Below are 13,350 nucleotides of genomic sequence, written 5' to 3' on the forward strand. Positions count from 1 at the left end.
ATCTATTAAGAAAATTAAACTTGAAATCGTATCATTCTGTTTCAATAGACCATAATTTTTTTACTATAAGGAGTGGTTTTATGCCGTATGTAATCCGAGATGAAGGGCTAGTTTTGCAAGGAGATAATGGAAAAGAGCCAGTCTTTCATACATATGAAGAAGCTGAGGAAACGTTAAAAACGTTAACTATACCGCAGTTTCCGAAACATATTAGACGAAAACCATTTAAACCAAAAATAATAAAAATAGCCGATTCTGAATAAGAACCAGCTATCTTATATTCACAACTCAATAGCAAATAAAGTATATAAAAGCTCTTTATATTGATTTTCTGTAATTTCACGCTTCGTTTTTTCTCCATAAATAATTTCAGTTAAACTAGTATTCGTTAATGAGACATGGCCAGAGTCCGTCAATTTCACTGCAATGGGTCCTTTATTGAAAATAGATTTCTCATCTTCTATCACTCTTCTTTGAACATCGTTTACTACTGTCTCATCAATAATATGTTTATAAAAAGCATGACAAACTTTCCATTCTCCATCAACATCTATTCTTTCTAGAACATAGTTTCCTTTACTCGTATCTTTTTGTCTTACTCGATACGAACCGTTTTTAGAAGAAACAAGTTCGCCAGTAAACGGTACTGGCACAAGAGGTACTAATGAAGCAATACCTACATCAATTAAGTACCTTACGTTTTCGTAATTTAAAATAATTGTTATATGCCCATCTTCAAGTGCCCAAGCGTTTATATCATTTTTATATACGGTACCTAGTGCGAGTTGTACATCATAACCACTATCTTTTAAAAAATAGTAAAAAAGAGTATTTAATTCATAACAAAGTCCGCCGCGGGATCTAGTTAAAATTTTTTCTTGTAAGTTTTCCATAGAAATTGTATTCGCATTACTTGCTATTACATCTAAATTCTCAAACGGGATTGTGTGGGCAAATGCAAAGAGTATTGTACTTAATTCTTCAAATTTTATTTCAGTACGTTTTTCAAGGTTTAATCTTGTGAAAAGTTGATCTTGTAACTTTGTCATATTCAGCACCCCTTAATAAGTTATAAATTAAAATAATATATGCTGATTGTAAATTTGAAGGGATATAGTAACAATGTACATTTGCAGTTACTGTACCGGTACAAAATTTAAATTTGAAAAACATATTTATATAAAAATACAAATAAGAGGCACCTTCACGGATGCCTCTTTCGAAATACATTTTATATCTTTATTTCAATGAGCTTAACTTTTCAATTGCTTGTTGCTCAGTTGCTAAGAAAAAAATATCCTTACCTTTATTACATTCATAAATGAAATCTTTTAAGCTTTTACTAGTGTACATAGAAAAATCCCCGACGATAGCAATTTTCACGCTGTAATTAATAAACTTTTGAAGAATATCACCCGCAAGACGTGTTTTTAAGTCAAAGAAACTTTCACTTATTAATGATTTTTTGATAATAATCCGCTTTGAATCTGCTTCATATTGAACTGTTGCCATGAGATCTAATGCAGATTGAACGTCGGATATTAATACTGTATCGTTTCTGACGACGGCAATATTTATTCCGCCAATTACTACTTTCTTTATTTTCATAGTCTCACTCCTATATACTTTATAAAGTATATATTAAACATGCTGTGTAGATCTTCATTAACACACATAAATGATTTGCCCCTGGCTCAATATCCTCTATATCATCGTAAATAATTATTGTTTTAAAACTTCTCATACGGTCAATGAAATTAAGGGTAATCTATCTTTTTACTATTTTTGAAAATTTATCTCTCCACAATAACTTAATAAATTATCAAAAGAAGTAATCTCGGCATATGGTTTTGTGTCGGTATTATTCTTAATCATATTAGGATTGAACCATATGCCCTTTATATTTGCATTTTGACAACCAGCAATATCCTTTTCTAAGTCATCTCCAACAAATAATACATCTTCTGATTGTACATTTAGCTTATTTAATGCTAATTCAAATATGCGTTTGTCAGGTTTACTAAATCCCGCTTCTTCAGAAATAATGATTGTATCAAAATAACGATTCAAATTCGTGTTAATTATTTTTGCTTTTTGCCTCTGAGTTGAGCCATTTGTTATAATTCCAACTTTAATATGTGACTTTATAGTATTTATGATATTAATAGTTTTTTGGTTTATAGAAAAACATTTTGGGAAATTATTATTCCAAAAGTCTTGAATGTAATTGCGTGGTAATCTATATTTCGGTGGGAATTCATCAAATAATGATTCCAATACCTTCACTTTATCGCTGTGGCCATAGCTTTTTTTATCATATCCCTTGAATTTCTGTAACATTGCGTTTTTTACTGAATGTTGTTCAACATCCCCATAAAACTCCTCTAAAATAATGGAAAACAGTTTATCTACTGCCTTATCCCTATCAAGTAACGTATCATCTAAATCAAATAGCATTGCTTTATAACCCCTCAAATAATTTCACAACCTTTCTCGCATTATATAAATAATCCCTAATTCATTCCTTTAAACTTTTGGTTTACCAAAAGAGTTGTTATTTAGGCGATTAACGATTAAACAGAGAACTAGATAAAAAACTCCAAAGTTTGTGGCACGCGCTCTAGTATTTCGGTAGCTTCTTTTATATTGAAATTCATTTCCTTTTCCCCTTCTGGTAAAGAAGCAAAAGTATATTTTCATACAGTTTTAAGAAATTACATGCAATTTACATTATTATACATTAGTTTTACTTAAATATTAATCGTTCATTTTATTGAACGTGGAGCTAACACAATAATCGTCTTGTGAAATCTCCTAATTTATCTCCACATAAACTCCAGATAGTAAGGCTATAATGACTACCAGAGGTGATATTATGAAAAACTATCATATTCTCGTGGTAGAAGACGATCAAGAAATTCAGGAATTAATTAAACAATTTTTAATGACACAACAGTATACAGTGGTAGTCGCATCAGATGGATTAGAGGGTATGACACAATTTAATAAGCAATCCTTTGATTTAATTCTTCTAGATGTAATGATGCCCAATCTTAATGGATTTGAAGTATCCAAGATGATTCGAAGTCAGTCAAACGTACCAATTATTATGCTAACTGCATTGGAAGAAGAGGAAGATCAAATGAAAGGGTTTGATCTTGGAATCGATGATTATATAACAAAACCCTTTTCGTTTCATGTTTTGATTAGACGAGTCGAAGCTGTACTGAGAAGAAGTTATGATAACAATGTAAATAATCATTTGGTGTTTAAAGAAGTGCGTGTCGATGTTGATGCATATAAAGTATATGTAAATGACGTTGAAATTTTATTAACGACAAAAGAGTTTGAAATTCTACAACTACTATTTCAAAATGAGAGAAAAGTACTTACAAGAGAAATTATCGTAGAAAAAGTTTGGGGATACGATTATTTTGGAGAGACACGAATAATTGATACACATATTAAAAACCTACGTAAAAAATTAGCTATCCCTTACATTAAAACAATAAAGGGTATTGGTTATAAAATTGATGAATAAAATTGTGAAAATCATGAAGATGAAGCAAATTACTTATAAACTCTTTTTGACTACATCCCTCATTTTGTTATCCTTTGCAGTATTGATTTATTTAACTTTATACTTTTTTCTCCCAACGTTTTATGAGCAATACAAAACAGATCAACTTCAAACAGGGATAAAAGAAATAATTGATAAGTCTAAAGATCTTACGTTTCAAGATGCGATACCACTTTTTGATGAATACGCCAAAAAAAATAATGCGATGCTTTATCTTCAAAATAAAGAGGGGAAAATTATTTACTCTCCTTCAATTTCTTTTATTGAAAGTGGTATGCAAACAACAGTGGTTACTAAAGCAACACGATTCGAGAATGCAGATACCCTTAGCAATTCATATAACGTTACGAAACCAATTCAATTCCAAGATGGTAGTTTAACGCTTGTAGTCTTTGCTACATTTCAACCAATTGATGAAGCTTCACAGGTTTTAGTACGCTTTCTCCCCTATATTAGTATCATTGTACTCGTAATTGGTGTAGGGAGTGCTTATTTCTATTCCAGGTTTATTACAAAACCACTTATTTATATTAATGAGGGTGCACAAAAGATGGCAAATTTAGATTTCTCCGAAAAAATTGAGGTTCGCTCTACAGATGAGTTAGGAGAATTATCTAATAGTTTGAATGACATGTCTATTAACTTACAACAAGCTATGTTTGATTTAAAAAAAGCAAATCAACAATTAAAAAATGATATTGAAAAAGAACGAGAAATAGAAACAAAACGCAGAGAGTTTTTTGCGATTGTAGCACATGAATTAAAGACCCCTCTTACTGTAATGAAAGGATACTTAGAAGGGATGATATACAATATTGGCCCTTATCAAAATCGTGATCAATATTTAAAGAAAAATCATCAAATTATTGAAAGTATGGAACAATTAGTTCGTGAAATTTTAAGCATGTCGAAATTAGAACAACACACCTTTAAACTAAAAGTAGAAGAAGTTAATCTTTCGAAGTTAATAGATACAATCACAAAAGATCTCGAATTTTTTGCTTCTCAAAAAAGCATCCAAATAATAAAAGAAATTGATTCTGATCTTTCTGTTTATACAGATCGTGTTCTTTTTGAAAAAGCATGTAAAAATATTATCCATAATGCGGTTATGTATTCACCACATAATGAAAAAGTCTATATAAAGTTAAGTGAGGATTCTAAACAAGGTCAAATCAAAATGCAAATTATGAATACAGGTGTCAATATTAAAGAAGAGGATATACAACAAATTTTCAAACCATTTTATCGAATTGAAAAATCAAGGAATCGAAATACTGGAGGAAGTGGTTTGGGGCTATATATTGTTAAACAAATTCTTGAAACGCTAGATATAAAGTATTCTATAAAGAATATGGGACGTAGTGTACAATTTAGCATGAACATTCCATTATCTAAACAAAAAACAAACAAACTCCCCTCTTAGTAGGACGAGTTTGTTTGTTTTTTGTAGTTTTAGTATTGTTATTTTTCGAGTTACTTTTTAAGCAATATTGGGATTAGTTTTTTTACCAATCCACATACCTAAGCCCACCATGCCAAGCCAACAGCAAATTGCTAACATAAACATCAATCGTTGTACGGATAACCCTTCAATCTGCATTTGACCCTTCCCAACAATTGTTTGGAAAAGTTGCGACCATTCGACATCGTAAAACACCCCTACTCCCACAATCACAATCAATATAAAAAATTGTAAAAATATATTCCCCATATTTCTCCATGTTGTGTAAATGAGTAAAGAAAGCTCTCTATGTGTAGCATTCACCATATATACTTTCATATTATTTTGAGAAGAAATACTATTAATGGCATAGCTCCCAAATGTAACGCTAAGGACTATAAATATTGGAGAATAAAACCCGAATATCATGATTAAAGTACTTACTAAAAACAAATGGATTGGATTAACTTTCTTAGCAGCTTTGATATCTAAAAATATGGACATCAAAATCCCTAATAGGTATGGTCCAACTAAAATGAAAATACAGGTTAACATGTTATAGAAAGTAAAACTATAAAAAATACCCATCAAAAATAAATATCCATTTCCTAATCCCAGTAAAAATGATTCTGCCTTTAAGCGAATTGGTAAAGAAGATGAAAGTTTATGAAAGAACTTTCCTTTTAACAAACTCAAAAACATGAAACAAATAAGCGCTATAGAGAGCAGAAAAAAATAGAAAATATATTGTTCATTATTTATGTTACGACTTGTTCGTATCAAAAGAATAAGCATTGAGACAAAAAGAAACTTTCCTACAACCGATACGATGGAGATAGGTAAAAGCCCTTTGGCTAACTCTGTTCTCTGCATTTTTTTTATAGCAAAAAGGATACTGATTAAACAAATCCCATATATGCATGTTATCAGCGGCGGCGATAGAAAACTAATCGCTAACAATACGATTAATAGTAAAAGAAAAACGATACCAATAATAATCGCTTGTTGATTTTTATTATAAACCTTTCCCCCGCCCTCCACATGTAGAAACAATAAAGTACTCGTCATGGTAGAAATTGTACTAACTGCAAAACCAGAAAATAACGCACTTATTTCTAGCCATCTTGAGCTCCATCCAAAGAAAGTAACACTAAGTAATGATACTATCAGAATAGAAACAGCCCAATATAAGGAGCGGTGAATCCCAGCCTTATTCACAATAGGTATCCAGATAAACACACCCGTCATATAAGTTGTATAAAACAAGATTGATGGCCAGTATCCCTCAAAGCCTTTCGAAATCTGTAATCCATAAACAATGTAAATAAGCATGGGTGTAAAGATAGTCGTTATTAGTAGACTAAATGTAGTTATACTTTGCACCACAAGTCTTTTTTGTTTTGTCGTATGTATCGTATAACACCTCACTTAAAATGAAATCAGTAGTTGTTATTACTTATTCTGTCCGAAACGAGGTTGTTATATATGCGCAATCCAATTGAAATTCCCATTACGAGGTAAACTCAATCTAAATCCACATTAAATTAAGTGGCGTGCAAAAAAGGTGGATTTTGTGATTCTTATAAATAAAATTAATGGATATATTCAAAATCTTAATCATAAATGGAACAAATGTGTTACTTAGATTGTCTATTACGTATAAAAAAGGTGTTTTTGGTAGTTCTCTTATTTTGTAATGCAAGAAACACATGAGGAGTGCTATCTGGTACATTTGTTAGTTGTATCGGTATGTAAAATACCTAAACAAAATCCATATATTCTTGAAAGAGGTTGAAAATGTATGATAGTTTCAAAGAAGTTTTTTCACATCGCGCATTATAAAAAGATGCTCCCTGTAGTATTACTTTCATGCGCAACGCTTATAGGCTGTTCTAATAGTAATACTCAATCAGAATCACCGAAACAAACAAAACAAGAAAATACAAGTAATCATTCTTTTGTAAAGCTGGAAAAAGAATATGATGCTAAGCTTGGTATTTATGCATTGGACACAGGTACGAATCAAACCGTTACTTATCGTTCAGATGAACGGTTTGCATACGCATCTACCCACAAAGCCCTTGCTGTGGGAGCACTGTTACAAAAGAAATCAATAGAAGATTTAGATCTAAGAATTAAATATACTAGCAAAGATCTTGTGAATTACAATCCAATTACTGAAAAATATGTAGATACAGGTATGACTCTGAAAGAGCTTGCGGATGCTTCCATTCGATATAGCGATAATACTGCACAAAATCTTATTCTTAAACAATTAGGTGGGCCAAGTGAATTCAAAAAATCACTGAGAGAAATCGGAGATACTGTTACAAACCCTGAACGTTTTGAACCAGAATTAAACGAAGTGCAACCAGGAGACACTCATGATACTAGTACCCCAAAGGCATTAGCTACTAGTCTTCAAACTTACGCGCTAGGCGATATACTTTCAACTGAGAAACGGAACTTTTTAATAGAATTGATGAAAAGGAATACTACGGGGGACAACTTAATTCGTGCTGGAGTTCCAGAAGAATGGGAAGTAGCCGATAAGACTGGCTCTGGGTCTTATGGAACAAGGAATGATATCGCAATCATTTGGCCACCAAATAAAAAGCCAATTATTCTTGCGATACTTTCTAATCATGCGAAAGAAGATGCGAAATACGATGATAAACTTATTGCAGATGCAACTAAAATAGTGTTAGATGTTTTAAAAGTAACGAATAAATAATAATAGTCATAACTGTAAGTTGCTCCTACTTTACGGCACATATAGTTTGAAAGACATATACGTATCTAAACGCTAAGAAGTATCATTGAATTTATTTAAATTATTCAATACCAAATAATAAGCATCTCTTATTAAAAGGTTTACTATGTTTTAAATGAACAAATACTTTAGTATATATATCTTTTGAATAATCAAATCTTAGTTTTTTGAAATTTAGTATGCAGCACTGGAAAACAGATTAATTCACTATAATTGTCGAATATTCTGTGCTTAGTTATCTCCAGGCTCATATACTATAAACACAATCGTTCTAGAAGGGTGATGATATTATGTATGAACAACAAAATAATAGGGATAGAGATCAAAAAATGATGTTTTCTATGCAAGGAGTTCCCACAAATAAAGTTAACATGAATCAATTACCTAAATGGATTAGAATTTTCGGCTATTGTGCGTTTGGTTGGATGATAGTATTTAGTTTAATTATGATTGTAGGTTTAATTCTTCAATAACTATACAGATAAACAGTTAAACGGGACAGTATTTAGATCATACATCTAGGTACTGTCCCGTTTTTCATATGTAATTCCTAAATAATATAGTTAACCGGTCATAACAAAAAGAACCTGTAGAATATTCTACAAGTTCTTTTTCAAATATTGTTAAAAAAGGAACAACAAACTATCTTAACATCCAATACAGGGAGACCATTTTGATTATGGCTTGGTTTTATTGTATATCAAATATTAATATTTGAAGAAATAATTTTTCGAAAATTATGTGAATTAAAAAATTAGAGTGTTTATATTAGATTTCGTTTACTACCAACTTCTTCTTACTTAAATAAACTGCACGATCTGATTTTTTAGCAACTTCCTGTGAGTGCGTCACAACAATAATACATTTATTTTCTTTATGTGCAAGTTCTTGAAACAGTTCTATTATATCCATTGCCGTTTCTTCGTCGAGGTTTCCTGTCGGCTCATCTGCAATCAGTAAATCAACATTGCAAGATAACGCTCGAGCAATTGCTACACGCTGTTGTTGCCCGCCACTTAGTTGCAGAACGTTACGTTTCGCTTCTACTTCTGTGAGTCCTACCTTCTCTAATAATTCTAATGCCCTTGCAGTTTTATTTTGCACTTTAACACCTGTAATTTCCATAGCTGTTAGGATATTTTGAAGAGCAGTCATATAGGTAATCAAATTATAAGATTGGAAAATGACAGATACATTTTGATTGCGGTATCTATCCAAACCAATTTTTCGAATATCTTTTCCATTATACAGTACATAACCATTTTTAGGGACATCCAGTCCACAACCTAAGCTAAGAGTTGTTGTTTTACCAGATCCAGATGGTCCTAAAATCGTGTAGAAATGCCCTTTTTGAAAAGAAAAATTAACATTATCTAGTATCGCTACATTTTTCCCATTACTTTCATAATAATAGTCCACATTTTTAAATTGTAAAATCGTTTCCATATCGAGCCTCCTTATTCATCTTTTAAAAGAATTTGTTTTGGATTTAAACGTAGAATAGATAATGCTGGAAGAAGCGTTGCTAATATAGCAATAGCTAGTCCAATCCCCCCCATTTTCCCTACATCTTCTCCTGTTACACTTACATCAATTTTATCAATCGGATCCTCTTTTTGATTTTGTACAGTTCCACCAGGTCCAGACATCATTACAGTCCCATTTTGCGTGGTGTCTGTTTCTTCGCTTGCTGTAGCGACTTCACTTGAAAGTAAATTATCCCCTATATATTGAGAAACTTTAGCTCCTGTTGTTATGGATAATCCAAATGCTAAAATAGCGACACATACTACTTCTACCACGAACTGTGCCATCAATTTCCATTTTTTCTCCCCAATAGACAACAAAATCCCCATTTCCTTACGACGTCCTTTAATTGATAGCATAATGATTAACCCTAATATTATCGCACCTGCAATTGATACAATATAAATAATCATTTGAGAAGTAGAAGAGATATTTTCGATAGGACCAATCATTTGTTTGTACAATGAATCATGTGCATCTAATTTATAATAATTAAAATCAATATCAGATTTTTTCGCTTCTTTTTTAAATGCTTCAATGTTTTGTGGATCTTTCAAGAAATACACGACTTGAACGCTACTTATACCTTGATCTACTTCTAATTTTTTCATAGTTGAATGCGGCATAAATAGTTTATTAGCTGGATCCATTATAGGTGGGGCCTGTTGACCCATTGCTTGCTCATTCGTTTCGTAAATACCGATAATTTCAACCTCGAGGGTTTCCTTCTTATCCCCTGATTGCACTTTAACTTTGTCTCCTACTTTCAAATTGTTTAATTCCGCTAATCGTTTTTCCATTAAAGCTACATTTTGATCTTTCATCTGTTCTGTAATTGGTTTCCCATCAATGATTTTACTTTTTCCATTCTTAAAGCTTTCTTGTAATGCAGTCTTGCGAACTCCCTCAATCATAAAAGAAGCATTCATATCTATTTCTGTACCGGAGCTTGAACCGCCTCGTACAGCCGCCATTCCCGCTTTACCTTTTCCTTCTTCTTCTCCTTCTGAAGCTCCTACTAGTTTAAGTCCATCCGAAATTCCGAAAGTATTGCTTATGTAATTATAGTCTTTTACATACTCTGACTTCGCTAATTGATCTGCTTCTTTTGTGTTAAGCTTCGGTGGATTAGGCATCTCTCCAGTTTCCCGAGCTTGTTGACCTAATTTGTCAAAATCAAGACTTAAAGTAACATCTGCACCGAGTTTTTTTCTTGCTGCATCCGCAGCTTTTTTTGATGCATTTTGGATTGTGAATCCTGCCAACACTAAATTTGTAACAATTAGGAAGACTGCCATCAAAATTAATGATGTTCCTACTCTTTTTTTCATACTGAGAATTGCTCGTTTCATAAAGTTCATTTTTTCTTACCTCCTTGATAACTTATATTCTATATAGGTTATCTAGAGTCTATATGGAGCTAATCGGTAGTTTATCTAGAGATATAAGGAGTTTATGTGTAGTTATTCAATAAGCTGGTCAAGAAAAACCGGAACACTAATCCAAAAACGTAATCGTTTTTGAATATTGATAAAGAGGCAGTCCTTAGAGTTAGAGGTTAAGATTTATTGAATGAGAGCATACAAATCCATGTTTATTACGTAATTTCTATACAACAAATAAAAAGCACCCTATTTGAATGGTTCTATGTGTGTTTGTTAAATATGAAAATTCATTAAAGAATATGGAGTTTTATTGAAGTTGGTCGGATTTTCTAATAATAATATTGTGTTAAAAAGCCTAACTTATAATTTTATAAGTTAGGCCTTTATGCTATCTATAAGAAAAAGTTATAGAGACTCATAATATTTTATAATTTAACCTATTGTATTTAAACAAGTAAAATAAAAGTAACAAGTGCATACATTAAGGAGGTTTTTTGATAGTGACAGAAACTATAACATTTAGGATTGCAACAGCAGATGATTTAGATGAAATTGTAAAAATGCTTGCTGATGATGTTTTAGGAAATAAAAGAGAGCGCTATGAAACACCACTCCCTGATAGCTATATAAGAGCTTTTCATGCTATTGATTGTGATCCAAATAACGAGTTGATTGTAGCGTGTGATGGGACGGAGATTGTTGGTATTCAACAAATTACATTTACGCCTTACATTGCACGTCAAGGGGGTTGGAGAGCTACAATTGAGGGTGTACGGACAGCCTCATCAAAACGTGGTAAAGGTATAGGAAGTAAACTTATTAAATGGGCTATTCAACGTGCTAAATTACGGGGATGTCATTTAGTACAGTTAACAACAGATAAAGAACGACAAGAAGCTTTACAATTTTATAAGAAATTAGGGTTTAAAGATTCTCATGAAGGATTAAAACTCTTTCTCTAATGAATATAGCTATTTATATACTAGAAAGACGCATATTGTAAGGTTAATTGACTATCGGCTTCGAAAATTATGGTAACTATCACTGTATAAGATATACAAATTGACACATTGTCTTTCATAGAAATCACGTCACTTCAAAAGATGTACCTTTTGATACGAAAATAAGCAAGTTAATGTTCTCTTTTATGAATGAGAATATTAACTTGCTTTTTAGATTTTAGTATAAATTATTTATAGTTTTATTTTATTACTAGCTTTATAATATAATATACAAATTCATTACCTGTTTTTGTAATTTAATCACCTAATATTAGGGAAAAAATATTTTATAATTAATTTACAGCATAAATAAAACATAAATTTTGTCCATGTTTTAAACAATATGTATTTTGGAGGAAGTTAATTTGATTTTTTCAAAACTCATTGATCGATACGCTTTGTATGATTTGCACAAAAAAAGAAGTGTCGAGTTTCAGTATGCTTCTCTTTCTAACACCTCACTAGATATAAAGGCCATAGAATTTTTTTATAAAATACAACCATCTAATATTCATTTTAACATTAAGCATTCAAAGCAGGAAAAGGAATACATGGTTGGACAATTCAAATATAAAAGCTCGGTTCAATCTGGTGATTCACGCAACGACTCTGTAACTGGGGAATTATTCTTACATAAAAATGAAGATGCACCTCATGTTATCTTTGTTCATGGTTGGAGAATGGATTCTAACGAACGTGTAAAAAATATATTTCACGATCATATGACCAACTTGAGGTGGAATATGTATTATTTCACTCTACCATATCATTTTGAAAGAAAACCCAACCAATCCTTATTTAGTGGAGAGTACATGGTAAGTGCCAATATTGAACGAACTGTACAAGCAACCAGACAAGCGGTAGCTGATTTACGAACTTTGATCAAATGGATTAAAGCAAATAAAAATGGTCCCCTGATTCTAATAGGAATCAGTTTAGGTGGGGTTATTACTAACCTAACATCTCTTGTTGAACCAGAAATTGATGTATTAGCATCCATTTTCTACGCAAATCGACTTTCTTATTCAATTTGGAAAACAAATCCAGGTAGATTTATTAGAGAAGACTTGGAACACCATGGTGTAACGTATGATGAATTAATAGATTATTGGAAAATCACTGAACCGAGTCAAGCGTTACCAAAAGTAAAAAAAGAAAATATTTTATTAATTTCAGGTAAGCACGATCTATATGTGCACTCTGAGGATACGGACTATTTGTGGGAATCCTGGGAAAGACCTACAAGATATATTTATACATGTGGACATGCCGGGATTGTTCTTAAACGTAAAAAAATTGCAACTGATACTATCAATTTTATTCAGAATCGATTGAACTCCCCACACTTACCCAATGTCATGCCTTAATGCGAGAGATTACTAAGTACAGAATCTTATACTTGCAATGTTTCATTTTACACTAAGCTCATTTTTAAATCTTCCTGTCTTCTGTCTTCTCCCTTAACCTTACATGATTGGAAAATGATATAGAATTTAAGAAGTAACTATGAAACAAACTCGCCATACGGAAAAGCGCTACTTATTCACCAGAAATTATTGCTGTTTACCCTTCTTATGCAATATTACATATAAAATGCTTTATTTGTTCTGTTATAATTTTAAGAGTAAATTATTCATCCA

General features: G+C 31.7%; 13 protein-coding genes. 7 read left to right on the forward strand and 6 right to left on the reverse strand.

Annotated elements, in window-relative coordinates; genetic code table 11:
• The first annotated feature begins 80 nt into the window (after window positions 1-80).
• Window positions 81-263: a hypothetical protein gene (locus MKX77_RS11360; protein WP_002013279.1), complete on the forward strand. Its 183-nt coding sequence runs from the start codon at window positions 81-83 to the stop codon at window positions 261-263.
• Window positions 264-281: 18 nt separating this feature from the next.
• Here MKX77_RS11360 and MKX77_RS11365 read toward each other — a convergent pair whose 3' ends face one another.
• From MKX77_RS11365 to MKX77_RS11375, 3 genes are all read right to left on the reverse strand, one after another.
• The gene (locus MKX77_RS11365; RefSeq protein WP_341306679.1) at window positions 282-1,049 is read right to left on the reverse strand and encodes an arylamine N-acetyltransferase family protein; all 768 of its coding nucleotides are present in this window, start codon (window positions 1,047-1,049) and stop codon (window positions 282-284) included.
• 190 nt (window positions 1,050-1,239) lie between these two features.
• Window positions 1,240-1,608 (reverse strand): DUF4180 domain-containing protein, encoded by a 369-nt coding sequence (locus MKX77_RS11370; RefSeq protein ID WP_002085351.1) that lies wholly within the window; start codon window positions 1,606-1,608, stop codon window positions 1,240-1,242.
• Window positions 1,609-1,779: 171 nt separating this feature from the next.
• The gene (locus tag MKX77_RS11375) at window positions 1,780-2,457 is read right to left on the reverse strand and encodes an HAD family hydrolase (protein ID WP_341306680.1); all 678 of its coding nucleotides are present in this window, start codon (window positions 2,455-2,457) and stop codon (window positions 1,780-1,782) included.
• Window positions 2,458-2,875: 418 nt separating this feature from the next.
• On the opposite strand from MKX77_RS11375, the gene MKX77_RS11380 reads away from it, so the two are divergent.
• Together MKX77_RS11380 and MKX77_RS11385 are read left to right on the forward strand one after the other, a co-directional pair.
• Window positions 2,876-3,541, forward strand: a complete 666-nt coding sequence (locus MKX77_RS11380) for a response regulator transcription factor (protein ID WP_098778334.1) — start codon at window positions 2,876-2,878, stop codon at window positions 3,539-3,541.
• Entirely contained in the window at window positions 3,534-5,006 is a 1,473-nt protein-coding gene (locus MKX77_RS11385) for a sensor histidine kinase (RefSeq protein ID WP_341306681.1), read from the forward strand. Before MKX77_RS11380 ends, MKX77_RS11385 begins: the two co-directional genes overlap by 8 nt.
• Window positions 5,007-5,063: 57 nt before the next feature.
• Here the strand turns inward: MKX77_RS11385 and MKX77_RS11390 are convergent, their stop codons facing one another.
• Window positions 5,064-6,356, reverse strand: a complete 1,293-nt coding sequence (locus MKX77_RS11390) for a hypothetical protein (protein ID WP_341307953.1) — start codon at window positions 6,354-6,356, stop codon at window positions 5,064-5,066.
• A gap of 469 nt (window positions 6,357-6,825) precedes the next feature.
• On the opposite strand from MKX77_RS11390, the gene bla reads away from it, so the two are divergent.
• Window positions 6,826-7,758, forward strand: a complete 933-nt coding sequence (gene bla, locus MKX77_RS11395; protein ID WP_341306682.1) for a class A beta-lactamase — start codon at window positions 6,826-6,828, stop codon at window positions 7,756-7,758.
• 329 nt (window positions 7,759-8,087) lie between these two features.
• Window positions 8,088-8,270 carry a hypothetical protein gene (locus MKX77_RS11400; protein WP_002172101.1) on the forward strand — a complete coding sequence of 61 codons (183 nt, stop codon included), beginning with the start codon at window positions 8,088-8,090 and terminating at the stop codon, window positions 8,268-8,270.
• Between the two features lie 295 nt (window positions 8,271-8,565).
• Here MKX77_RS11400 and MKX77_RS11405 read toward each other — a convergent pair whose 3' ends face one another.
• Window positions 8,566-9,243, reverse strand: coding sequence for an ABC transporter ATP-binding protein (locus tag MKX77_RS11405; RefSeq protein ID WP_098778329.1), 678 nt, complete (start codon window positions 9,241-9,243; stop codon window positions 8,566-8,568).
• 11 nt (window positions 9,244-9,254) lie between these two features.
• Entirely contained in the window at window positions 9,255-10,685 is a 1,431-nt protein-coding gene (locus MKX77_RS11410) for an ABC transporter permease (RefSeq protein ID WP_341306683.1), read from the reverse strand.
• A gap of 524 nt (window positions 10,686-11,209) precedes the next feature.
• Here MKX77_RS11410 and MKX77_RS11415 point away from each other — a divergent pair.
• Window positions 11,210-11,671, forward strand: a complete 462-nt coding sequence (locus MKX77_RS11415) for a GNAT family N-acetyltransferase (RefSeq protein WP_016129523.1) — start codon at window positions 11,210-11,212, stop codon at window positions 11,669-11,671.
• 404 nt (window positions 11,672-12,075) lie between these two features.
• Complete coding sequence (locus tag MKX77_RS11420) at window positions 12,076-13,077, forward strand: alpha/beta hydrolase (protein ID WP_341306684.1); 1,002 nt, start codon at window positions 12,076-12,078, stop codon at window positions 13,075-13,077.
• The last annotated feature ends 273 nt before the right edge of the window (window positions 13,078-13,350 follow it).

This window comes from Bacillus sp. FSL R9-9410 (assembly GCF_038050385.1).
In the GTDB taxonomy this organism is placed as follows: Bacteria; Bacillota; Bacilli; order Bacillales; family Bacillaceae_G; genus Bacillus_A; species Bacillus_A cereus_U.